The organism is Enterobacter cloacae complex sp. CARB60 (assembly GCF_036487345.1).
Taxonomy (GTDB): Bacteria; Pseudomonadota; Gammaproteobacteria; order Enterobacterales; family Enterobacteriaceae; genus Enterobacter; species Enterobacter asburiae_D.
Genome location: NZ_JAZKLC010000002.1, coordinates 4598954 through 4622260, shown reverse-complemented (window position 1 = coordinate 4622260; position 23307 = coordinate 4598954). Strand labels below are relative to the sequence as shown.

27 protein-coding genes and 1 tRNA gene are annotated in these 23307 nt (G+C 51.6%); 13 read left to right on the top strand and 15 right to left on the bottom strand.

What is annotated here, in order from left to right; translation table 11 throughout:
• Positions 1-72: 72 nt before the first annotated feature.
• From V4835_RS23240 to V4835_RS23225, 4 genes are all read left to right on the top strand, one after another.
• The gene (locus V4835_RS23240; protein ID WP_331413913.1) at positions 73-852 is read left to right on the top strand and encodes an MBL fold metallo-hydrolase; all 780 of its coding nucleotides are present in this window, start codon (positions 73-75) and stop codon (positions 850-852) included.
• A gap of 26 nt (positions 853-878) precedes the next feature.
• Positions 879-1832 carry a GlxA family transcriptional regulator gene (locus V4835_RS23235; protein WP_331413912.1) on the top strand — a complete coding sequence of 318 codons (954 nt, stop codon included), beginning with the start codon at positions 879-881 and terminating at the stop codon, positions 1830-1832.
• Positions 1833-1944: 112 nt separating this feature from the next.
• Complete coding sequence (locus tag V4835_RS23230; RefSeq protein WP_331413911.1) at positions 1945-2193, top strand: hypothetical protein; 249 nt, start codon at positions 1945-1947, stop codon at positions 2191-2193.
• A gap of 282 nt (positions 2194-2475) precedes the next feature.
• Entirely contained in the window at positions 2476-2931 is a 456-nt protein-coding gene (locus V4835_RS23225; protein WP_331413910.1) for a hypothetical protein, read from the top strand.
• A gap of 38 nt (positions 2932-2969) precedes the next feature.
• On the opposite strand, the gene V4835_RS23220 is transcribed toward V4835_RS23225, so the two are convergent.
• The 4 genes from V4835_RS23220 to V4835_RS23205 form a co-directional block, all read right to left on the bottom strand.
• Positions 2970-4058, bottom strand: a complete 1089-nt coding sequence (locus V4835_RS23220) for an AAA family ATPase (RefSeq protein WP_331413908.1) — start codon at positions 4056-4058, stop codon at positions 2970-2972.
• A gap of 146 nt (positions 4059-4204) precedes the next feature.
• Complete coding sequence (locus tag V4835_RS23215) at positions 4205-5164, bottom strand: YbgA family protein (RefSeq protein ID WP_331413907.1); 960 nt, start codon at positions 5162-5164, stop codon at positions 4205-4207.
• A gap of 102 nt (positions 5165-5266) precedes the next feature.
• Positions 5267-5677 carry a hydroxyisourate hydrolase gene (gene uraH / locus V4835_RS23210; RefSeq protein WP_331413906.1) on the bottom strand — a complete coding sequence of 137 codons (411 nt, stop codon included), beginning with the start codon at positions 5675-5677 and terminating at the stop codon, positions 5267-5269.
• Positions 5678-5776: 99 nt separating this feature from the next.
• On the bottom strand, positions 5777-6502 hold the full coding sequence (locus V4835_RS23205; protein WP_331413905.1) for a MerR family transcriptional regulator: 726 nt from the start codon (positions 6500-6502) through the stop codon (positions 5777-5779).
• A gap of 117 nt (positions 6503-6619) precedes the next feature.
• Here V4835_RS23205 and V4835_RS23200 point away from each other — a divergent pair, with 117 nt between their 5' ends.
• Positions 6620-7144: a lipocalin family protein gene (locus V4835_RS23200; protein ID WP_033147067.1), complete on the top strand. Its 525-nt coding sequence runs from the start codon at positions 6620-6622 to the stop codon at positions 7142-7144.
• Between the two features lie 3 nt (positions 7145-7147).
• On the opposite strand, the gene V4835_RS23195 is transcribed toward V4835_RS23200, so the two are convergent.
• From V4835_RS23195 to V4835_RS23170, 6 genes are read right to left on the bottom strand one after another with little or no spacing between them, the layout of a single operon-like run.
• Entirely contained in the window at positions 7148-8158 is a 1011-nt protein-coding gene (locus V4835_RS23195) for a fimbrial protein (RefSeq protein WP_331414165.1), read from the bottom strand.
• The gene (locus V4835_RS23190) at positions 8158-8673 is read right to left on the bottom strand and encodes a fimbrial protein (protein WP_331413904.1); all 516 of its coding nucleotides are present in this window, start codon (positions 8671-8673) and stop codon (positions 8158-8160) included. The genes V4835_RS23195 and V4835_RS23190 overlap by 1 nt, the downstream gene beginning before the upstream one ends.
• A complete protein-coding gene (locus tag V4835_RS23185) occupies positions 8664-11189 on the bottom strand; it encodes a fimbria/pilus outer membrane usher protein (protein WP_331413903.1) in 2526 nt (841 codons plus the stop codon). Before V4835_RS23185 ends, V4835_RS23190 begins: the two co-directional genes overlap by 10 nt.
• 23 nt (positions 11190-11212) lie before the next feature.
• The gene (locus V4835_RS23180) at positions 11213-11890 is read right to left on the bottom strand and encodes a fimbrial biogenesis chaperone (protein WP_331413902.1); all 678 of its coding nucleotides are present in this window, start codon (positions 11888-11890) and stop codon (positions 11213-11215) included.
• Between the two features lie 53 nt (positions 11891-11943).
• Complete coding sequence (locus V4835_RS23175; protein ID WP_331413901.1) at positions 11944-12528, bottom strand: fimbrial protein; 585 nt, start codon at positions 12526-12528, stop codon at positions 11944-11946.
• 53 nt (positions 12529-12581) lie between these two features.
• The gene (locus tag V4835_RS23170; RefSeq protein ID WP_331413899.1) at positions 12582-13184 is read right to left on the bottom strand and encodes a helix-turn-helix transcriptional regulator; all 603 of its coding nucleotides are present in this window, start codon (positions 13182-13184) and stop codon (positions 12582-12584) included.
• Positions 13185-13890: 706 nt separating this feature from the next.
• Here V4835_RS23170 and V4835_RS23165 point away from each other — a divergent pair.
• The 5 genes from V4835_RS23165 to V4835_RS23145 all read left to right on the top strand — a co-directional run bounded on the left by V4835_RS23165 (position 13891) and on the right by V4835_RS23145 (position 17918).
• Positions 13891-14652 (top strand): winged helix-turn-helix domain-containing protein, encoded by a 762-nt coding sequence (locus tag V4835_RS23165; protein ID WP_331413898.1) that lies wholly within the window; start codon positions 13891-13893, stop codon positions 14650-14652.
• Position 14653: 1 nt separating this feature from the next.
• Entirely contained in the window at positions 14654-15133 is a 480-nt protein-coding gene (locus tag V4835_RS23160) for a hypothetical protein (RefSeq protein WP_331413897.1), read from the top strand.
• 131 nt (positions 15134-15264) lie between these two features.
• The gene (locus V4835_RS23155; RefSeq protein WP_331413896.1) at positions 15265-16263 is read left to right on the top strand and encodes a GlxA family transcriptional regulator; all 999 of its coding nucleotides are present in this window, start codon (positions 15265-15267) and stop codon (positions 16261-16263) included.
• An 85-nt stretch (positions 16264-16348) separates the two neighbouring features.
• Positions 16349-17347, top strand: a complete 999-nt coding sequence (locus V4835_RS23150; RefSeq protein ID WP_331413895.1) for a class I SAM-dependent methyltransferase — start codon at positions 16349-16351, stop codon at positions 17345-17347.
• Between the two features lie 127 nt (positions 17348-17474).
• Complete coding sequence (locus tag V4835_RS23145; protein ID WP_331413894.1) at positions 17475-17918, top strand: acetyltransferase; 444 nt, start codon at positions 17475-17477, stop codon at positions 17916-17918.
• A 32-nt stretch (positions 17919-17950) separates the two neighbouring features.
• Here the strand turns inward: V4835_RS23145 and V4835_RS23140 are convergent, their stop codons facing one another.
• The 4 genes from V4835_RS23140 to V4835_RS23125 form a co-directional block, all read right to left on the bottom strand.
• On the bottom strand, positions 17951-18538 hold the full coding sequence (locus V4835_RS23140) for a hypothetical protein (protein ID WP_331413893.1): 588 nt from the start codon (positions 18536-18538) through the stop codon (positions 17951-17953).
• Positions 18535-18861: a tlde1 domain-containing protein gene (locus tag V4835_RS23135; RefSeq protein ID WP_309258363.1), complete on the bottom strand. Its 327-nt coding sequence runs from the start codon at positions 18859-18861 to the stop codon at positions 18535-18537. The genes V4835_RS23140 and V4835_RS23135 overlap by 4 nt, the downstream gene beginning before the upstream one ends.
• Before the next feature lie 48 nt (positions 18862-18909).
• Positions 18910-19395, bottom strand: a complete 486-nt coding sequence (locus tag V4835_RS23130) for an Hcp family type VI secretion system effector (RefSeq protein WP_331413892.1) — start codon at positions 19393-19395, stop codon at positions 18910-18912.
• A gap of 362 nt (positions 19396-19757) precedes the next feature.
• Positions 19758-20054 carry a SymE family type I addiction module toxin gene (locus V4835_RS23125; protein ID WP_182931378.1) on the bottom strand — a complete coding sequence of 99 codons (297 nt, stop codon included), beginning with the start codon at positions 20052-20054 and terminating at the stop codon, positions 19758-19760.
• A 136-nt stretch (positions 20055-20190) separates the two neighbouring features.
• On the opposite strand from V4835_RS23125, the gene V4835_RS23120 reads away from it, so the two are divergent.
• The 3 genes from V4835_RS23120 to V4835_RS23110 are packed head-to-tail and all read left to right on the top strand — an operon-like array spanning position 20191 to position 22961.
• Complete coding sequence (locus tag V4835_RS23120; RefSeq protein WP_131634643.1) at positions 20191-20382, top strand: toxin-antitoxin system HicB family antitoxin; 192 nt, start codon at positions 20191-20193, stop codon at positions 20380-20382.
• A gap of 40 nt (positions 20383-20422) precedes the next feature.
• Complete coding sequence (locus V4835_RS23115; RefSeq protein WP_331413891.1) at positions 20423-22066, top strand: AAA family ATPase; 1644 nt, start codon at positions 20423-20425, stop codon at positions 22064-22066.
• A gap of 10 nt (positions 22067-22076) precedes the next feature.
• The gene (locus V4835_RS23110; RefSeq protein WP_331413889.1) at positions 22077-22961 is read left to right on the top strand and encodes an HNH endonuclease; all 885 of its coding nucleotides are present in this window, start codon (positions 22077-22079) and stop codon (positions 22959-22961) included.
• Positions 22962-23000: 39 nt separating this feature from the next.
• Here the strand turns inward: V4835_RS23110 and V4835_RS23105 are convergent.
• Positions 23001-23095: transfer RNA gene (locus tag V4835_RS23105), tRNA-Sec, on the bottom strand.
• Between the last annotated feature and the right edge of the window lie 212 nt (positions 23096-23307).

The following is a 23307-nucleotide window of genomic DNA, read 5'->3' as shown; positions in this document are numbered from 1 at the left end:
TCGCCCTTTAGCCCACAGCGCCAATAGTGACGGCTGGCTATCCTCCTTATCACACCAACCGGAGGATAGCCCATGAACATTACCCACATTCGCAACGCCACCCAGCTTATTTCCTACGCCGGAAAACGTCTTTTAATCGACCCGATGCTGGCCCCGAAGGGCGCTTATCCGGGCTTTCCCGGCACGGCGCATGCCGAACGCCGTAACCCGACGGTCGAACTCCCCGTTGACGTGAACACGCTGCTGGACGCCGACGCGGTGATCGTCACCCATACCCATGACGATCACTGGGATCGCGCCGCGGCGGAGCTGATCGCCAAAGATAAACCGATCTACGTGCAAAACGACCGTGACGCCGCGCTGCTGCGCAGCCAGGGGTTTAGCAACCTGACGGTCATGACCGAAGCGACCTTCTTCGACGATATTCAGATTACGAAAACCCACGGCGGGCAGCACGGTACCGATCGCGCTTACGCCGTGCCGGAGCTGGCGGAGCGGCTGGGCGAGGCCTGTGGCGTGGTGCTGCGTCATCCCGATGAGAAGACGCTTTATCTTGCAGGAGATACCGTCTGGCGTGACGAGGTGGCGGCCGATCTGCAAAAGCACCAGCCGGACGTGGTGGTGCTGAACGCGGGCTATGCCCACGTCATTGGTTTTGGGCCCATTATTATGGGGCAGGAGGACGTGCTCAACGTTCACTTCCTGCTGCCGCAGGCCAACATTGTGGCGATCCATATGGAGGCGATTAACCACTGCCTGTTGACCCGCAGCGCGCTGCGTGAGTACGTTGAAGCCAATCAGGTGGGTGACGCAGTGAGCATTCCCCAGGATGGCGAAACCGTTATATTCTGAGTGCGTTAAAGGGAAAGGAGAGACAGATGTCGCTAATCAACGTCGCGATTGTCGCGGTAGACGGGTTCAGCCCGTTCCACTACTCCGTTCCCTGCATTCTGTTTGGTGATTCGGTCTCTGGCGAAAAGCGCTTTAACGTTACGATCTGCGCCGAAACGCCAGGGTTTCTCACCTCAAAAGACGGATTTGCCCTCAACGCCACGCAGGATTACACCGCCATTGGTCAGGCCGATATTGTCGTCGTTCCCTACTGGCAGCACGTCCTTGAACGCCCGCCTCAGGCGCTGCTCGACAGCCTGGTGCAGGCGAGAGACAACGGCGCGGAAATCGTCGGGCTGTGTCTGGGATCGTTTGTGCTCGCCTATGCGGGGATCCTGGACGGCAAACGCGCGGCCACCCACTGGGAGTTCGAACGCCAGTTTCAGTCGCTCTTCCCGAACGTCCGGCTGGATATTAATGCCCTTTACGTGGATGACGGCAATATCATCACTTCCGCAGGCACTGCCGCCGCGCTGGACTGCTGTCTGTATATCATTCGCCAGCGCTTTGGGAGCGTGGTCGCGAACCAGATTGCCCGTCGGATGATTGTTCCGCCCCACCGTGAGGGCGGGCAGGCGCAGTTCATTGCCCAGCCGGTGCCGAAAGATACCCGCGACGGACGCATTAACTGCCTGATCGACTACCTACAGCAGCACATCACCGAACCGCATAGCCTGGACTCACTGGCGGAGGTGGTTTCGATGAGCCGCCGCACGCTGACCCGTCATTTTATTAAAGCCACGGGGATGAGCGTCGCCCACTGGCTTACCGCCGAACGCCTGCGGCGCAGCCAGATCCTGCTTGAAGCCGGAAATATGCCCGTTGAAAGCGTGGCCGAGCTGGTGGGGTTTAATTCCGCCGTCACCTGGCGACAGCAGTTTAAGACGCGTTTTGGGGTCAGCCCGGCGGAGTGGCGTAGGACGTTCCGTCTGCAGAACTAGCGTGAAAGTTCTGTAATAATGACAGGTTAAGAAATGTGAGCATTCAGGAACCTACAGAAGCTAGTGATTACAGTCCTTCACCAGTTTGCCGCATTCATATAGAGGAAAAATAATGATTACTGCAAGGGTAAAATTATTCTTGTTACTGGCCACTGTTTGGATAGCAGGAATATTTTCCACGCTTTTATTTGGACGTTTGTTGATTGCCCTGGTCAGCTTTTTTTTCATCGGACAATTTGATTTTCCAGTCAGCGATCTTGTTGAAGCTACTACCCTTGCTATTAGTGGTGGGATCCTCATTGGAGGAATACAGTGCGTTATGGCAAAGGAAAAGAACCGATCCGAAGACCCACCCCGGTAAGTTGGGTATGAAGAGATTGAGTTACCCCAGCCTCTCCACTCTCGGTTGCAGGCAACAATACCGGTGATGCGATGAATGATGCCAACCAGACGATAGCGTGAGCTAATGCACCTTCGGGCGTACCTGCTGTTCTAATGCTGATACAGGAGAGCACATAGCGGAAGAAGAAAATGTGTGGCGTACTAAGTCTCAACCAAACAAACCTGATGCCGATAATATACTTTCTTACCTGTCGAAGAACAGATAGGTGTACTGAATGAGGCGGCAAAAAGGATTCTTGAAATGATTTACGTATTATTAGGAATTGCACTTTTCGCTTTTGTAGTTGGAACGGCCGTTTTTTTTCGCTTTAGTAAAGTGACGGGAAGAAGCGTCCAGTCACCTTTTACCTCTATGTCTTTCTTTGATGCCCTCTTTTTTGGGATGGGCAGTAAGCGAGACATGAATATCGCAGCATGTTCATTTATCGTCTTTTTACTAAGCGTATGGGGATTAACTTATTTAAAATTAAGCGCACATTTTTGGGGGAGTCGAGAAAGCTTTTTTGGTCTCGTGATCGCCGGGATTTTGTTTCTAATTATGCACTGTCGCTATTGCGCAAAAAATGTCGTTATCAAAAATGATGGGCTTGCGCCCATGAGAGAGTTGGTTAATATCCGGCGGTCCGGCCTCACCAGCCCCTTTATATGGTTAAGCAGGGCCGGGTATCTGGGGTTCTTTATTGGCATGCTTCACTGAAGCGAGATACGGAAAAATAGTCTCCGTGCCTCTGGAGACTACCCCAACCGCTCCACCCTCGTCTCTCCCTCCACCATCGACAGCTGATACAGCGAAAACGCTCGCTGTTTCTCAATCAACTTCGCCAGCTCCGGCGAGTGGCTGGTGAGCCAGATCTGCGAGTAGCGGCTGGCCTCGGCGATTAAGCTCGCCAGGGCGGGCAGCATCTGCGGGTGCAGGCTGTTTTCCGGTTCGTTCAACGCGATAAACGCCGGTGGGCGCGGGCTTAACAGCGCTACAGCCAGGCACAGAAAGCGCAGGGTGCCGTCGGAGAACTCCGCCGGTTCAAGCGGTCTGCTCAGCCCCTCGCGCTGCATCATCATGCGAAAACGTCCGCCGCTGTTGTCGCTGTAGAACACGCAGCCGGGGAAGGCCTGGTCGAGGATGCGCATCAGCAGCAGCTCGTCGCCAATCTCCACTATGGTCTGGAACGCCGCCGCCAGGTTGGCGCCGTCGCTGGCCAGCACCGGGGAGCGGAAACCGACCTGCGGGGCGCGCATCGCCGAGCCGGACGCGACGGAAAACTCATGATAAAAGCGCCAGTTACGCAGGGATTCGCGCATCTGCGACACTTCCGGGTAAAGATGCGGCTCGCCGAGCTGCCCGAACACCGATTCGTTCTCATACAGCGTGCCGCTGTGGGTCACTTTCTCGTGATGCACGTTGTTCAGAAACACCGCCTGATTTTTACGCTTCATCAGCTGTGAAGAAGGCCGACGGTGCTGGCCGCTCAGCCAGATGGACTCCTCTTTGATCACCGGATCGAGCTGAAACTGCGAGGGATAGGGCAGCTTCTCCACAAACCCGACCTGCAGCTCGTATTCGTAGGTCTCGGTTTCCACGGCCAGATTCATCCGCCGCAGCTGGTCGCTGCGGGTTTTACCTGCCCAGAACACCTTCAGAATGCCGCCCTCGTTCGCCAGTGCCTGGGAAAACTGCCCCTGGGCGGCGCTGTGCATAAGATGTATCGCCTTGTAGATATTGGATTTACCGGTGCCGTTCGGCCCAAAGACGATGTTGAGCTGCTCCAGCTCCAGCGACATATCGCGGATGGAGCGGTAGTTTTGAATGTGCAGGGTGTTGATCACAGGCAGGCCCCTTTTTGCAGAATAAGCCTGTATATAATCACAGTCTTTGAGATGAAATGCAAAAAAGAGACGACAGTGAGGATGTCGTCTAAACGGGGTACTGCTTTGGGCCTCTACGGGTTAATGGGGCCTTCGCATTTTTTTGATCACTTGACTGCCAGACGCAGACCCAAATCATCAGGATAGGGATCAAAGTAGTTTTGCGTCATCAGATACCGGTCGGGGTATTCGGCCAGGTAGTGCTTCAGCAGCGTGATCGGGGCGAGAATAGGCAACTGTCCGTTGCGATAGTGCAGGATCACGTCGCGCAGCTCGCCTCGCTGGCGGGTGTTCAGCTGGCGACGAAAATACCCCTGAATATGCATCAGCACGTTGGTGTGATTCTTCCGCGAGGCGGGTTTTTTCAGGATGGTCATTAGCTTTTCCCGGTACGCCACGAAGAAGGCGTCCAGGTCTTCCCACTCGTGCAGCGAGGCAACGAAAGGGCCGATTTCACGGTAGCCTGCCTGATGGTGCGCCAGCAGCTGAAGCTTATAGCGGCTGTGGAAGTCCAGCAGCGCGCGGCGCGTGAGGCCATTTTTACGCAGCGTGTTCAGTTCGTGCAGGGCAAATACTCGCTCGATAAAGTTTTCCCGCAGCACCGGGTCGTGCAGGCGACCGTCTTCCTCGACGGGCAGCCACGGGTAGGTTTCAAGAAGGGCGGCGGTGAACAGCCCGACGCCCTCCTTGCGGCCCCGGTTGCCGTTTTCATCGTACAGCCGCACGCGTTCCAGGCCGCAGCTTGGGGATTTTGCGCAGACGATAAATCCTGACAGATCGCCGATTTTTGGCAGATAGTCCGCCGTAAAATCGGCCATTTTCTGCGTAATATCATCATGAGGCGGTTTACTGAAACGGAGCTGCGTTTCACCGCTGTCCATCAGCGTCAGGCGTATGGCCGGGCGAGGCGTCGGCAGACCGATGGCCATTTCCGGGCAAACGGGCCTGAAATTCACCCACTGGGCCAGCTCATCCATGACGAAGCCCATACGCTTGTGTCCGCCGTCAAAGCGAACGGCGGAGCCGGTTAAACATCCGCTAATACCGAGTACAGGTTTCGTTGTCATGGTGTGGTCCTCCCGTTCATATAATTAAAACTTACACAACATGACTAATTTGTCCAAGTATTCGCGGAACTATTTTTTTTATTCCTTTAGAATCAATGCGTATTAACTGCCCTTGTAGGTCGAGTAACCGTACTGACTCAGCAGAAGCGGGATGTGCAGCTTTTCATTGGTGCGGGTCACGGTAAACAGCACCGGGATCTCCGGGAAGAAGGAGTCCAGCTTTTTGCCGTGGAAGTAATCTGCGGTTTTGAAGGTCACTTTATACACGCCAGGCTGCATGTCCTGATCCTGCGGATAGAGCGATTTAATACGGCCGTCGTGGTCAGTTTTGCCGCTGGCAACCTGGGTCCATTTGTCCTGCTGCTGCTTCTCCAGCGTCACGGTCACGTCTGATGGCGGCATCCCGGTTTGCTGGTCGAGAATGTGGACGCTCAGGGTGCCGGCAGGGGCGCTAAAGGCGGCAGGGGCAAAGGCCATCGAGGCCAGGATCAGCAGAGGGGCAGTTTTTTTCATGGTGTTTTCCTGTGGAGTTATTCGTCACAGGAAAACGTTAGCATCTGCGGCGCGGGAAAATATTCAACTTTTCGTGAAGATTCCCGCAGGAGAAAATTATCAGAGGATAATCACTTCAAGCGATACCTGCTGCTGCCACTGCTCCACCTGTTTTTTCCGCCCGGCGGTGAGTTTGCCGCTGGTGACCAGAAGCCATTTACGCTCCGGGAAAATTTCCGGTGCCAGCGCGTCAGGCGGAACCGGCAGGATGTCGATTCGGTGGCCCTGCCCGGTGCGCGTTAAGGCTTCGAGCCAGATCTCGCACGGGTCATTCAGGTGCCAGCCGCTGAGCAGAATGTTATCGCCCGGCGCTTTTTTGTCACCTTCGAGACAAAACGAGGTGTAGGCGATGATGATGCCGTCGAGGATCGCGCGCAGGGTCATGGCGGCGGCGACGTTGGCCGAGACCTGGCTGCGCAGCGGGCGCAGCACGTTGGCGACCAGCTCCGGCCTTGGGTACTCGCGTCCGGCGTCGTAAATCATCTGGCGCAGGGACTCGACTTTGCCGTCCTGCAGGCGTTGCAGCATGTTCTGCTGCAGGGTTTGCCAGTTGTTGGTCCGTCCCGGCGTCGGGCGTTCCAGCAGCGGTTTGACCTGGCCGATCGGGACGCCTTTTTTTACCCAGTCGAGGATTTTTAGCGCCTGCTGGACGTCCGCATCGCTGTACTGGCGGTGGCCGCCTTCCGTGCGCTGTGGCTTGAGTAAACCATAGCGACGCTGCCACGCCCGCAGGGTGGTGGCGGTGATGCCGCTGAGTCGGGCGAATTCGCCGATGGAGTAAGCCATGTCCGTGTCCAGAGTGGAGGAATACTCTCAATATACTACGAATTTTCCCGAACGGGATGAAGCGCCGAAACGGTGCACTACACTTAACGTCCAACCGTGCAAATGAAAGGAATTCTCATGAAGCTATGGCCTGTTGTGACCGGTGTTGCCATTGCGCTGACGCTGGTCGCCTGTAAATCTCCCACGCCGCCGAAGGGCGTGCAGCCAATTTCCGGTTTTGACGCCAGCCGCTATCTCGGCAAATGGTATGAGGTCGCCCGTCTGGAAAACCGCTTTGAACGCGGGCTGGAGCAGGTTACCGCCACCTACGGCAAGCGCAGCGACGGCGGCATCAGCGTGCTCAACCGGGGTTACGATCCGGTGAAGAACAAGTGGAACGAGAGCGAAGGGAAAGCGTACTTTACCGGCGAGCCGACCACCGCCGCGCTGAAGGTGTCCTTCTTCGGTCCGTTCTACGGCGGCTATAACGTGATCAGGCTCGACGATAAGTACCAGTACGCGCTGGTCAGCGGCCCGAACCGCGACTACCTGTGGATCCTGTCGCGCACGCCGACCATCCCGGATGCGGTAAAGCAGGATTACCTGAACACCGCGCGCAGCCTGGGCTTCCGGGTTGACCAGCTGGTGTGGGTCAAGCAGTAGCCCTTACTGGTAGGAAAACGTAATGCTGGCCAGCGCGTTGGCCGAGCCGGGGACCAGTTCGCCGGTTCGGATGTACTGCGCCTGGAACGGTAACGACAGGGTTTGCGCCGCCGTGGTGCTCTGGATGAAGAACTGGCCGGTCGTGCCCGCGGCCGAGCTGTCCGGCCCCATCGTCAGCGGTCCGGTGCCGTTGTAGAAAAACTGCACCCCAACGCCGGACGCAGTGGAGTCTCCGGTCAGCGTTACCACCGACGAGGTGTTCGACGGCGTGGTCTGATCGGTCATCACCGCGTGAACCTCCACGTTCGCGTCGCAGGTCAGGCCGACGGTAAACGTCCCCGATGGCGACGTGCTTCCCACCGTGGGCAGGGTGCGAATATCAATGGTGCCGAGCGCCACGCTGGCGTTTTTGCTGCCGACCGTGCACCCGCTGGCGGTTACCGTGATGGTGGTCGGGCTGATGATGACCTGCGCCGTTTTCGTCTCGTTGTTATAGGCGGTTAATACCGCGGCGTTGATGGTCGGGATGTTATAGACGCCGGATTTCAGCGCCGTACCGGTTTTAATAAAGGTGACTTTTGCTGACCAGCCCAGATCCTGGGCATACCCACTGGTGCCCTCTGCCGGGTAGCTTTGCGTGATACCGTTTTGCAGGGGGATATATTGTGTACCCTTAAAATCCTTCAGCCCGATGATGTACCCCACGCCCGGTACGCCGGTCTCAAAAATGGTGTAGTTTGCGCCGTCGATGGTGACCGTCGCACCGCTCGAAATCGCGCTGCTGCTGGGCTGCAGCGTGCCTTTGTTGCAGGTAAAAATAAGCCCGCACCAGAACACCTGCTGCACGCTGGCTGTCGCGCTCCAGGTCGATCCGATAATACTGCCCGGCACCACGGAATCCGCTGGCCCGCTGTAGGTCATCGGCTGAGGGGAGAGGGTAATGTCCGATTTCCAGTCCAGAGCCTGCACGCTGACGCAGAAAAGTAATCCGCCGAGAAGAAACGCTAAACGCATCATAGATACTCCGTTGTCCAGGTGGCGAAGGCTGACACATCGCCGGCGCCCACTGGCGTAGCGGTGGCTATCAGCTGTGCGTAAAAGGTCATCTGTACGCTGTCATCCCCCGCCGTTCCGTACGCGGTGGTTTGCGTGTTCAGGGGAATGAGTACGCTCTCTTTATCGAGGATCTGCACCGCCACGCCGGTAGCGCCACCGTCGGCAATCTTCAACAGCTGCGGGTTGGCGTCATCCGGCGTACCGCTGAAGCGGATTTTTACGCCGGCAAAGGTGGGCCCGCACGCTTCAAGCCTGAGCGTGAAGGGCGTTTTGATATTGCTGACGGCCCCGGTACGCGTAAATTGTTTGATGCCAATGGTGCCCAGCGGCACGTTCTGCTCCTCGGAGTCCTGCGCCACTACGCAGGTATTGCCGATCAAATTGCCGGTGACGGAAACCAGCACGTCATACCCGCGAACGGGGAAAGCGAAAACCAGCAGTGCGATGCAGCCGATCCGGAACGTTACTGACATACCACCTCCTGCGAATAGAGACCGGTGCGGGCGTTATAGTTCTGCTTGTTTAACGCATAGGTCATGGCGCAGCGCTGGCCGTTGCCGCGACCCCACACGGCCTTCAGCGTGCCCTTCTCTGACAAACCGGAGAGATACAGGCTGCCGCCATCGCCAACGATGCCGCTGGTTTTGTCATTATCGAGCGAGACCAGCGTGCCGAAGGGGAGCACGTCGTTGCCGTGACGCACGATAAACATCGCTTTTGCTCCCTGATGCGTGGTGAAGGTGGCGCGAACCAGGGCACCGTCGGTAGGCGTTTTGTTGGCGATGGCGTTTTCCAGCTCCACGTCGTTGCCGGCGGTCGTCACGTCCAGCGCGACCTGGTTAACGCGGTACGGCGTGGCGTACGGGATCACCGCATAGCCACGGCTGTCCGTTTTGATGCCCTTATGGTTAAGCACGGCGACGTTGCTGGCCCCCGGGGCTTTCACCAGAATGTTGGTGTTCCCGAGCGGCTGGCTCAGCGTCAGGCCATCTTCATGCACTACCGCACCGCCGCTGATGCCGTAGCTGAGGTTGCGGGAGTTGCTGGCGTAGCTGTAGCCCAGGCTGTAGTCTCCCCACGCGCCTTCGTATTGCAGGGTGGCATCGCCGCCGTAGTGCTGCTGGGCGCTGTAGCGCTGGTTGACGCTATAGAACAGATTTTCCTGGCCCGGCAGGTAGCCGCTCACGCCCGTGCTGGCGGTTGTACCGGTGGAGTCCGCATGGGTCGTGGTAAAGCGCGCGCGGGTCGACAGCGCCGGGTTGCCCAGCGGGACCGAAATCGACATCGACAGGATGTTATCTTTCTTGTCGTCATACAGGCTTGAGCTTCGCTGGACGCTGACGCCAACTGACACATTACGAAACGTGGCGTTCCACGCAAACTGCAGGCTTTGCGTGGTGTCTGACGTGTTCCAGTAGGTCTGCTGATCCCACGACAGTGACAGCGAGCCGTATTGTCCCATCGGCTGCGACAGCAGCAGCTGGTTTTTTGCCTTGCGCGACATGCGCAGGTTGTACACGTTGTCGTAATGGGTGGTGACGGTGCCATCGTCTTCCACAGTCTGCTTTGGCGATCCGCCCGACATCCCTTTGTACGTCGTGTCGCTGAGGGTATAAAACCCTTTCGTGGAGTAGCGCAGGGAGAAGAAGTTAACCCGCGTGCCAATATCATTCAGCAGCTTGCTGTAGCGCAGGCGTAACGAATCACCGCTGTAGTGCCGATCGTCCGCCAGCTGGCTGCGGGCGTGGGTCAGGTCAAGAGAGTAGGCGCCAAAGCGGCCGAGGTTTTGCCCAAACCCGAAGGCCAGGCCGTTATAGCGATCGGCAAACTGTGCCCCGCCGTAAAACGTCAGGCCATATTGCCAGCCATAGAACAGTTCGCCCTGCGCGAAAGAGAGCGCATCCTGATTGCCCGTCGGACGGTATTTCCCGGCACCGAGGGCATATTTCACCTGTCCGTTACGCACCAGGTTTGGCACGCTGGCAAAGGGAAGCGTGTACTGCGTTTTGCTGCCGTCGTTTTCCTGAATGGTGACCGCCAGATCGCCGCCCGAGGAGGTCGGGTAGAGATCTTTCAGCACAAACGCCCCTGGTGGAACGGAGGTTTGATAGATGACGTTGCCGTTCTGGCGAACCGTCACGGTGGCGTTGCTTCGCGCGATGCCGCGAACCTCTGGCGCGTAGCCGCTGAGGCTGGTGGGCAGCATATTGTCATCGGTTTTCAGGGCGATGCCGCGCAGGCCCACGGAATCGAAGACCTGCGCAGAGGTGTACGTTTCCCCGGCATACACCTGCGCACGCAGGGCGCGAATATCGCGCTGCAGCCAGGTCTGCACGTGGGTGAGCTCATTGCTGTCTTTGGTCCACGTGGTGAAATCACGCAGCCGCCACGCGCCCAGGTTGACGCCGCTGTTGAGGCTCGCAAACAGCTGTTGTTCCCGCGTGCGCGTCTCGCCGCGATACTCATTGTTCGAGCCGTTGACCACATAATTCAGCCACGCGGCAGGAATGCCTGCCTCCCAGCTTTCCGGGCTAACGTACCCGCGCGGCACATTGCGCATCGCACTTTGCGGCACGGTGAAGCTCAGGGTGAGCGTCTTCTGGTCCAGATCAAACTGCGTATCCGCAAACGCCTTCGTTAAGAAGATGCAGCGTTGCGTCAGCGGCAGGTCGCCGCCCTTCGCCTGATGGCTATCGATGCCCAGCGCGGCAAATTGCTCGGGCGTGAGGCAGGGCAGCGCTTCACCCGTGCTGCCTTCAGCAAGGCGGAACGTGACGTTACCTGTGAACGCATAATTCGTATTGATATACACGTTGAGGTTGTAATCACCCGACGGCAACGCGCTCCCGGCGTTGACCCAGGCGAGATCGGCGCTGTTTGCGCTCTCGCCGTTGAGGAACGCGGGATTAAATTGCAGCTCGCTTTCAGCAGCCACGGCTTGCCGAATCACCAGGGAGATCACCGTGGCGCACAGGATTTTTATTTTCACGTGGTCACGCCTTACTGTTTTTATTATTGGGATAACGACGCGCGCGTGGCCGGGGTCCATGCCCCATAATCGTTAATGGTCTGATAGCTCATGCTGCCCGCATGGCTAAAGGTTTCGGCCAGCGTCACGCTGCTTTTTGGAGGCACCATCACCGGCTGCACCGGGATACCGTCAATTTTCACGTTGATGGTGGTGAGGTAGTACGGCGTGGGGTTGCTGAGCGTCACTCTTCCGGTGCGGTAGGCGCCGGTCAGGCGTTTCCACGCTTCTCCCGCGCTTTCTCCGAGTCCTTCCGGGCGATAAAAGACCTTGATGCGGTTAGCCGACGCAAACTGCAGCGTATTCCCGGAGCCGCTTTTCGCCTGCTGGGGGATGGCTTTGACCGTCATCCAGTAGAGCGTCTCCCGATCCGCTGGCAGGGCTTTCCCGTTAAACATGATTTTCACCGCGCTTTCGCTGGCCGGTTTCATGACGTACAGCGGTGGCGTGATCACGAAGTCGTTGGTGCGTTCGCCTTTCTCATTCTCCATCCATGATTGGATCAGGAACGTGGCATCGGGATGGGTGTTTCTCACCTGCATCATCGACTGGGTGGTGGCGCTGGAGTAGACCATTCGCGTTGCGCCCAACCCCACGCCGCCGGCATAGACGGCGGAGGAACATAACGTACCCGCCAGGCAAATCCATGTGTTTACGCGCATAGTGTTTCTCCTGAAAGCTGAGCCAGGCCCGGACCGCAGACCGGGCCTGAAGATTACGAATAGGTCACGGTGTAGGTCGCGACAGCGCTGGCATCACCCGCGGTGGCGCCGCCCTTCGGCGAGTAATATTTCGCGCTGAAGTTCAGGGTGTTGGCTCCCTTACGCAGAGGGATGGCCGAAGCCGGTTCACCCAGCCTCACTACGTTGCCCTGCTCGTCATAAAGGCGAATAGCCACGTTTTGCGCAGAGTTGGTGCTGCCGTTTGCCCCGACGGACAAGCTGTTAACATCGGAACCGTCCGGCGTACCGGTAAAGGTGACCGCCACGGTTGTCGCGGCAATCGGGTTCTCTTCCGTTGAGGCTGAGGTGTCGGCGATTTCACAATCTTCCAGGGTGATGGCAAACGCTTTTGCCGTGCTGGCTTCACTGCCTGCACTCGCCAGCGTTGCGGTACGCACTTCGCCCATATCCACGTCAATGTTTGCGCTTCCTGCGCTGATGGCGCAGGCGGAGGTCACCACTTTGCCGCTAAAGTTCACCGTGCCGCCGCTGGTGCCGGCAGCCAGCGCCGTGCCTGCTGGCAGTAATGCAGCAATCGCGATCGCAAGCAGCGTTTTATTATTGAATTGAGCTTTCATTGTCCTGATTCCATTATGGTGTTATGTCGAGATTTGCTCTGAAAGCAGCAGGTCTAACTGGTTAAAAAGACCAGCAAATCTGTCTTGTTCCTGAGCCCGAGTTTTCTTATCGCTGAGCTTTTTAACGCGCTGACACGACGGTAAGAAAGCTGCTCTGTTTCGGCGATGTAACGCATATCCAGACCTTTTCGTAGTTCCTTCAATACTCGCCATTCGCCCGGCGTCAGCGATAACGCCGTGGGTTTCTTTTTGGGTCGATAACGGCTATCGACCAGCTTTAATACGCTGGTTCGCCAGTGATAAAGCGGCTCCTGCAGCGATATATAGGCGTCTATTTCACCGCGTATCCACAGCCAGGAATTCGCCGGTGCGGAATACATGCAAATAAGTACGCCGGGATAGAGGACTTTCATCTTCCTGATATATTTCAGGCAATCATATCCCGCGTGATATTTCTCCGTGCCGGATAAAAAAATCACATCTACCGGTGCAGCCGTTAGTATCGTTTCGATCGCCGCGTAATCATCGATTGATGCTGTAATCTGCATAGTCGGGGCAATATTTTTTAATAACGCAGCAATCCCCAGACGCGCAAAGTGATCTCCACCCAATAGCGCGATATTTAAATGACGTGTGTTGTTGAGCTTATTCGCCATGTCATTCCCTCGATTTATAATTGTAATGAGACTCGTCTGTCTGGCAGAACGATGCCTGTATTTTCGAAGCAATTAAGCATTGCACGGTGTGAGCCCACTATACTCAGGGCGTAAAAGAGGTAACCTGAATTAATCTTAATTTGTTTTAAGTGCAGTTTAGGTGTAGCGTCAATTTCTCCTCGCTAAACCGGCTTTTGCTTATCTGCCTGTAAATAATCATACCGGTAGTTTTTATTGAAAAGTTAGCTTTAATAAATGTTTTGTAAGGAAATAGTCTGGTGACGTCATGCGAGGCGGGTTGTTACTGACGGTGGCTAACAGTTTCGTGCCGAAATTGTTAATTAAGACGACAGCTTTCGAATTACTCGTAATTTCGAAACACGCTGGCAGAGCGCTTCCTCTCTGCTTTTTGTTAAAAAAACAAATTAAGCATGCTGAATAATTCAGACAATGATGGCTAAAGCGTTCAACGGGCACCTTTGTCGAGTTTTGTCAGTGTCAAGACGGCTTTAAATGGCGGTTAAGAAAACTTCAGGTCAGTCAGATAAAGAGAAAGGAAAAATAAGATTTTTCGCCAGGTGCCAGGATATACAGTTGCGCATTTATCCGTCACATTAATCCTTACACAGGCGAGGGATACGCAGGTTAACCGTGAAGGGATTCTACTGTAGTAACAGGTGTTGACCGGAGGTATTTAGCCCATTCTATGCATAAGCATTACATTATTAATGGCCTGGTAGAGTTTCACCCAGCCGCCAGCACATTACGCGATCTCAACAATCCTGACCGGGTGGTGGTATTAAATTCCCCGGCGGGCCGCTGTTTGTTGTTATTAATAGAACGAGTCGGAAGTATTGTGACTCAACAGGAGTGCATGGATATTGTCTGGCAGCGCCGGGGGATGCTGGTTTCGCCTAATACCTATTACCAGAACATTTCTATTCTGCGTAAAGGGCTGAAGAAGGTGGGTTTCGAAACCGATCCGATTGTGACTATCCCGCGCATTGGACTGACGCTCGCAAGCGATACGCAAATCACTATTAAAGAGATGCAGCCGCAGGCTGCAGAGGAAGAATGCGCTGTTCCGGATGTCTGCGAAGAGACTGTCGCTCCGATGGTTTCGACACGCCGCTTCTGGCTGCCGGGCGCGCTGGTGGTATTGCTGGTACTGGCTGGCGTGAGCGTTATCAGCCATAACCTGCTGCATGACAGCTATTTTGTGGACGGATACCGCTTCGCGATGAAGATGGGCGAGTGTCAGCTCTATTTTGCTCGCGATATTGAAACGCAACGCGATCGGGATAAAGCCCTGGCCTATGCCACCCCGTTTAAGGACCAGTGCGCGAACTACCCCTGGGTATATGTCAGCGGCTACACGCTGCTGCCTCGCGCGTCGGTCATTCGCTGTGACAGGCCGATGACGGAACCCAACCGCTGTATGTCCGATTATTTTATAGAGGATCGCTAGTATGGTTCGCTACCGTCAAACGCTCGTTGCGCTCTGTCTGTGCCTGCTGCTGGGGGCTGTCGTGGCGGCGTATTACCTCTGGCATCGCCATTACATCCAGCCCTTTGCCTGTCAGGTGAACTTTATTCAACATCACCGTGATGAGACGCTCTCTCTGTGGCTGAATTACACCGTGGAGGGTAATAGCGGAATACTCAGTATGAACGGCCAGGTGAAAAGCGACCCAACGAAGACCCTGAATCGCAAAATTTTCTTTCAGATTGAACGCAAAGACAGCGTCTATAATCTAACGTCCATACGCAATATGAAATTTCCGGACGACAACATCAGCGACAGCTGGCTGGAGAAGTACGAGCCCTTATTTTTTATCTATCCGAATAAAAACATTTATATGCGTATTAAGAAACAGCAGAATGAGAATTATTTATTTATTCTGGGCACATTACCGACCTATGTGTGCCACACGTCAAAAAACGGATAGCGACAGGGATAAATGTTTTTAATTTTTGCGGACATCATTTATGCTTGATTTAACAGCCAGGACCTATCTTAGGGAAATATAACAGCAACAATAATGTTGCGATAATGTAATTATTATTCTTCGGCAAGTTAATGAAAACTTTAATTGATGATAGCGTCAGAATGACGCCTGCACGGAATAAATCCCTGCATATGGGGTTACTCCTGTGGCCCCAGTTCTCGCTTTTCGCATTTTCAGGATTATTAGAGGCGTTACGCATTGCATCCAGCGTCAAGAAGCGTAGCCAGAAAATACGCTTTAAACTCAGCCTGATAAGTATTTATCCCGATTTACCGATAGTTAGCAGCTCGGGGATCAGCGTGCGGCCCGAAGCCGCCCATTCACCGCCCGGCGACTTCGACTACATTGCGGTGATCGGTGGAGGTCTGGAGTATCTTCACCAGGGACACCGTGGCGACAGAGCGTTTCTCTCGGAAGCTCATCACAACAACGTTCCCCTGATAGGTATTGGTACCGGCAGCTTTATTCTGGCGAAGGAAGGCTTACTGAACGAGCGTCGCGCCTCGATTCATCCTCATCATCATGGCGTTTTCACGCAGCGGTTCCCGCAGGTTTATGCTGAGCAAGGCCTCGATTTTATCGACGAAGGTGATGTGCTGACCTGCCCGGGTGGGATCTCAACGCTTACCCTGGTGACGTCGCTGATCCGCACCCACGGGGGAGACGACGTTGCGGCCATCACCTCGCGGCGGCTGTCTCTTTCTCCGCATGATGACGCCACGCCACGGCCCGCGAATATCGCCATGATCCCCGATTCACGGCTGCGCAGGGCGGTGACGATCGTCGAACAATATCTGACTCACCCGCTGAACGCCGCCAGGCTCGCTCAGGACGTCAAGCTGAGCGAACGTCAGCTCAACCGCCTGTTTCACGCCGAGTTTGGCAAAACGGCGCGGGAATTTATTCGCAGCGCCAGGCTGCGCTATGCCTGCTGGCTGCTGAAAAACTCTCAGCAAAGCGTGACGGATATTGCGCGACGGATGCGGTTTAGCGACTGCGCCCACTTTATTCGTCATTTTCAGATCGAGTACGGCTGTACGCCGGGAGTATGGCGCGCGTCGCAGAACTGATGTGCCGATTTCGTGCTTTCTTCGTAGGGTATTACTGGCCCGCCTGGATAGACTTCCGTTAAAAGCCTAACGGAGGGAAGACGACATGAACTGGCAGCCTTTTCGCGGCGATGCACCGGAAAATATGACGATTTTCAGCGCGTCATTTCCCGACGTCAGCGACCAGTGGCCGATGAAAGACGACGCTGCCCGCGAGATCGCCTCCCTTGACCGCGCCCTGAAAGCCGAGCCAGCGCTCCGGCCTCCGAGGGTGGAATACGACGAAGGGGGGCAGGCCGTGCTGGTTCCCCAGAACCGCTTTTCCGAACAGGCCTTCCGCAACCGCCCGGCGCTTGCCGCGTGGCGAACCCGGCTTGTCCCTTCCGCGCTGGCGCTGTTTGTGGTGCAAAACCCGCTGGAAGATCGCCTGCCCGACGGCACCAAAATGGACAGCGAAAGCCGCCAGTGGTTTATCCACGCTAACGATGCGGTTGGCGTGCGCTCCCGCGCCAGGGTGCTGGCCGCGCTGGTGGATAAGTACATTCATAATGAGAGCGAGAACAACTGGGTCAGCCTCGCGGGCGGTGCCGCTATCCCGGTGCTGGAGGCGCTGCGCGAAGCAAAGCTCGACGGCCAGCAGGTGTATCTCACGCTGGTAGACAAAGACCCCGTGGCGCTCAGCTGGGCCGAAACCATGGCGGCGCAGGAAGGCATTGTGGTGGGCGAACAGCTGACACTTCTCAGGCGCAACCTGCTCCATACGCTGGTGCGTAACGAGGACCTGCTGCTGGAGCTGGGCGAGCATCAGGCCGAACTGGTCGACGCGCTGGGGATTTTCGAATACTTCAACGATACCGATGCGGTGATTTTTCTCCAGCGCGCGCTGCGGCTGATCAAGCCCGGCGGCGCGGTGATTGTGTCGAACATGCTCACCAGCAGCCCGCAAATTGACTTTGTGCTGCGCGGTATCGGCTGGGAGGATATTCACCCGAGGTCGTTACAGCAGCTGCAGGATATTCACCTCGCGGCGGGCGTGCCGGCGGAAAACGTCACCGTGATAGTGCCGAAGGACGGGGTGTACGCGGTGATGGAGATTAGGGTTTAGCGCGAACGGTGTGGGGTGATAAACCGCACAATCGGTTCCCTCTCCCCGTGGGAGAGGGTTAGGGTGAGGGGGAACAGGCCGCACAGAGTGACTTGCATTAGTAGGATTTTCCAAACATGATCCCCCCATGAAAATAGAAACCGCACTCCCCTCACACTTCGAACGTCTGGTCGCGATCTGGGAATCCTCCGTCCGCGCCACCCATCACTTTTTGCAGGAAAGCGATATTGCGGCGCTGCGCCCGTTATTGCTAAACGCCTACCTGCCTAACCTCAAGGTCGTGATCGCTCGCGATGACGCAGGTGTTATTCACGGCTTTTTAGGCGTGGATGAAAACCGCATTGAAATGCTGTTCGTTGACGACGCGAGCCGGGGGAAGGGCGTCGGGAAATTGCTGCTGCAACACGCCATCGCAGAGTTTGGCGCGAACGAGGTGGACGTGAACGAGCAGAACCCGCAGGGCGTCGCGTTTTATCGCCATATGGGGTTTGAGCAGGTCGGACGCTCGGAACTGGACGGGCAGGGGAATCCGTTTCCGTTGTTGCATATGCGGTTGGGTGGGCAGGTTTAACGCCCTCTCCCTCTGGAGAGGGAGTCTGCAAGCTAGTTACTGGTAATTTGCCCGATGATTACGCCACGCACTTTTTCGCCATCGAAGTAATAAGAGACCGTATTGCTCTGGATGAATCCATTCTGTGCTGGCGTCTCCTGATAAAAAAGCATCGCTTTCTTTTTGGCGGTCTCTTTCTCGCCGAACAATGCGACTAAATTGCCATGCGTCGCATTTAATAATGGAACATTAGCGACTGATACTCTGACAGGTTCCGTTGTTTTAGCACACTCTTCATGGATGCCATCTTTGGCTATAACTAGCGCAGTTAACAATCCTGCACCCATTTCGTTATCAGAAATGAACCAGTAATTCGTATCATCGTCGTCATGAAGGCAGACCCAGCGTGCGGAACTGTCTTTGTTAACTGGTGTGCTGGAGATGTCTGCCAGATGAGTAACCTCCATTTGCACGGTTTTCTTACCGATGGTGATGATTGGGGTAAGGGGCATTGTTGTTGAAATTTCCGTCAGCGATCCGTCTTCATCGTAATACTGGGTCGCGAAGCCGGTCATTTCAGTTGCTGAGACGTGCGAACTGACTGCAACGAGTAATGGCAATAAACAAAATACACGCTTCATTTGACAATCAATACCGTATCGTTGCTTTTCCAGATACTCCTTCTGGCACTCAGAGGAGCAATGATGCAGCCCTCTGAAGAGTCGTCAGGGTGCAAACTGCTTTTACCATGTATTTTAAATGAGTCCCTACCACACATATCATTTGTCGAATAGGGTGTGAGGCTGAGAGTATATTTCCCAGTGTGGGCTGAATTATGAGGGGACCCAATAGTGTAGGTACCTCGTGGCAGCGGTCCGCTGTTTTTTACACATTCTTGTGACGGATCGTTTTTGTAACCACTTGCACCTGCGTAATCTGCATCAAATTGGTAGACACCATCCAGATAAAATTTATGCTCTTTTACATCATATTCCTAGGACATACTTTCTCCTTAAGCGCGTTCTTTCCAGGTATCAGAGTGAATGATGTTTCCATCAATGTAGTGCCATGTGATTTTTTCATATGTCATATCTACATATTCATGGTGTGTATAGTGTTCGTTTTGCGGATGTTTAATATCAAACATGATAGGTTCAATTTGAACAACTCTTGCGTTTTCTAAAGTTGTCTTAAAGTAAGCCTCTTCAAGACCGTTATGGTTTATCCTGTAAAATATGAATTCTGCCTTTTTTAGTGTTTGCCCAGTGCACAAGGCTTTGTATAGATAAGAGGATGATGAATCAATCTCTTTCATGAATGAATAGGTACTATAAATACGTTTTGCAGTAATTTTTCCGGAGAATTTATCTATAGGCTGTTCTATAGAATGCATAAATTCAATCACTTCTATTGAACCCTCGCGATCTTTAATATCGACAGATCCATTAATCCTCCGGCCTGAATTATCCTCGAGCCATAAGTAAACAGGTATAGCCATCTCAATCTCCTTTTATAGACTGAGGGAAACTACTCTTCATTATGGATTTAAATTGTGACTTTCATTTCAAAATAGAAAAGCAAATAAAATATTGGAGTGGGACTTAACATTGCTCTTTGCGATGTATTAGTTTCTTAGATAGATTTTTTGAAATTATAACGTTGAATTATGATCTCTTTGCCATCGTTAGTTAACATAGCATCAGGTATTGAAATGATGAATGTCATCAAATATTGAACTTGTAAGTTAGCATTACATGTTGGGTTCGATTGCGTTTTGGATGTTATGGAAGAAATCTGGCATTCCATATTGTTTTTTATGTTGGCTGCATGCAGCAGCCAACTTGATAACAACGGGAACGGTTATGATAATTGCAGGCTCGCCAGCGTGCTCTCTATCTGGCATAACTTTGCTTTAGTGCGTTTGTAATCGTCCAGAATCCTTTGTTCCTGCTCGTTATAGGCCACCAGAACGATGCATCCTTTCATGATCTTTACCGTAACCTGCTGTCCGGTATCAAAACCCGCTGCGCGCAGCCACTTGCCGGAAAGGATGATTTTCGGCGTGGACTTGTCGAAAACATTCGGGCGATATCCCACAATTAACGAACGCTCGGTTCCGGATTGGTCGGTGTCTGGGGTAGAATGCGAATCAGCCATAATCAACTCCTTGATAGTTGGTGAGGTTAGCTCTCGTCCGGTATTGCGAGTACCTGGCGAGAGCGTTTCAATTTGAGGTTTTCGTATGTTAAGGTACGTACCTCAGTGAAGATATCTTGCTCTTGTAGGTACGTACATGTCAACAGCTAAACGTGACCCTAACAAATCTAAATCCGGCAAAGCACCTACTTTTCAGATTCGTATTACGCCTGAGTTGAAGGCGCAATTTGAGGCTGCAGCAAAGGATGCAGGGATGAGTTTGGGGAATTGGATAAAAACTATTGCTAAAAATGAGTTGATTAGGAAAGGTATTGTTCCAAAATTATAATTAGATATTAATGCTTTTTATAAAATGTTAAGGATAATGAATGAAAATTTATTTTTCCAATTGGTATGGGTTTGAATATTATATAGGTCTGCACTTTCTTCCTGATAATTTAGGATATCCTGAGAAAAAAGGAAATAAAGAAGGTGGTTTGGCTATAAACTTCCAATTATATTATGTGAAATCTAAGAATTTAGCAAAAAAGATTGGAAATGTAATGGTATTATCTCCAGACAGTCGAAATATGAGGGAGTTTTTCGAACAGGAAGGTAACCATATTGAAGGAAATAAAATTTACGATGTGACAAAACTTTTTCGACCCAAAATGATAGTATCAATGCCGAATAACATTGAATATTACAAGGCTATAGCCAGTCTTTTTGAAGAACAACAAGCAATAAATATTTTAAAAAGATTGTGTGATGTTAGCTACTACAAGGATAATTTGAATCTCTATAAAAATTGGTATGGGTTTACTAGCCGTTTTTATAGGGATAATTCAAGCAGTAAGTCTATACTTAAAAACGGCACAAAAATTGCCATGGGTAGTTATGAGATTAATGGGGTTATTGAAATCGCATTAAATGATTTAGGCGATTCTTTTGAGCCATTTACTCTTTCATTTAATAAATTGAATGATATACCTAGAGAAATTAATCTTATTATAGGTAAAAATGGGTTAGGAAAAACACACATACTTAAAGAGGTTTGTGATGTCATTACTGGTCTAAAATCAGCAAGATCTAAGCCATTGTTTAATAAATTAATCGTAGTCTCTTATTCTCCTTTTGAGAGTTTCAATACGAATAGAGAGTTATCTGAACTTTTATCTGTCAAATATGGTTTACAAAACCCGATAAATATCCATGACAATCCATTATCAATAAATGATTATACTTACATAGGCTTTAGGAATGTTGAAGGGCAATTTGATAGAGAATGGCCGACTTCGTTTTCAGCCAAATCTATTTTAAACTCTATTGAATATGACAGAGATGTAGCGTGGTGGGCGGAAGGTGGGCAAGGAAAACTTAAAACGATTTTTTCAACACTCTCATTATCAATGAAATTTGACACCATAAGATTTAAAACTATAAAAAATAAAAATATAGATGTAACTATGAGCGGTGACAAAATTAATTTTAACAATGAAGATGAAGAAATTAATTACCAAGCAGGAGCCAGTTTTCTAAATAATGGGGAAGAAATAAAACTAAGCTCTGGTCAACAAATTTATTCTTTTATGATTCCATCAATAGTGTCAGAAATTCAAGATGAAACATTAATTATAATAGATGAGCCTGAACTTTATTTACATCCAGCATTAGAGATTGGGTTAATTGAAATGTTGAAAACTATACTTAAAAACAGAAAATCATATGCAATTATAGCTACTCATTCTTCATTGATAGCAAGAGAAGTTCAGAGAAATTGTGTTCATGTTTTAAAAGAAGCTACCTTTGGCACGATGATTGATCGTCCTAATATAGAAACATACGGAGAATCCTTAGAAGAAATAATTGGAGAGATTTTTGATGATTATTCCATAAAGAAACCATATCAACATGAGATTGATGATATTATGGATGAAAAGTTAAGTCTTAATGAAAATTTGGATAAGTTATCGCATAAAATTGGTGACGAAGGGTTGGTATACTTAGCTTCTAAGATAAACAGTTCTAATTAAGGTGGTGCAAATGAAAATTATTAAAGCATTACTGACGCAGGACGAGAAAATATGGTTGAATTTAGGCCTTGCTTGTAAGAAGGCTAGAAAGGTCTCATTACCTACATTAAAAAAAGAAATATGCGAAAAATATAATGATTATGTTTATATTGTCAATGGATTGGATAACAATCTACCCGAAAGTATATTTTCATCTGAAGCAAATAGCGACCTAAAAAAACATTTTATTGATTTATACAACTATCCCACTTCAAGGCTCAAAGAGCTTTTGATTTCTAAAAGACGTGAGCATGCATTGACATCTTGCCCATACTGTGGAAATCCAACTATTCCGGATACATTAGACCATTTTATACCAAAAGATAAGCTTGCTGAATATTCTATATATCCAAATAATTTAGTTCCACAATGTCGGTCATGTGCACCGATAAAAAGTAATAAATACTTTTCCCAAGAAAATGATTTAGTTATGTTTGCCCATCCATTTTATTCAACACTTCTTGATAATGTTATTATAGAAATAATTTCTTCACTGGATGAGGGTAAGGTTAATTTTCAGGTGAAATTTTCAACTAGAACGGATAATGTGCAAGAACAAAGAGCGATCATATTGCATATAATATCTCTTAAAGTTAAAGAAAGAATCCTCGTTTATTGCGATAAAGAAATAAAAAAATGGATTAGGAAGTTAAAAAACACAAACTTCAATATTGAGCAAGTTCTTCATGCACGATATTCGGAGCATGATTTACATGAGGCACGAAGTAATTGGGAGTTTGTACTTTATCGTTCACTTCTGGAAAATGATTCCGTAATGCAATATCTAAAGTCCATCAGCCCTGATGAGCAGCAAAACCAAAGTGACGACAGAGAGTTGATTACTTTGAATATTTGATTGAAAACTAATTTTTAATTAGTTAATAGAGAGAAAATCTGGCGGAAGATCACAGGAGTCGAACCTGCCCGGGAACGCTGGCGTCCCCAACTGGATTTGAAGTCCAGCCACCTCACCGGAGATGACGATCTTCCGCGCCTCGATTGCTACATGGAGGCGGGGCGCATTATAGCTACTTTCAGGCATTTACCACATACCCCACACCACTTTTTTCACCTCTCTTTTGACCTGTACACCCCTGTTTCAGTTAATTCCTAAGAAAATCCTCATGTTAGCCCCTCGTGCTCTCAACATTTACCGCGATCACAAAAAACAAGAAACGTAATCTGCTAACCAGAAAACGCAA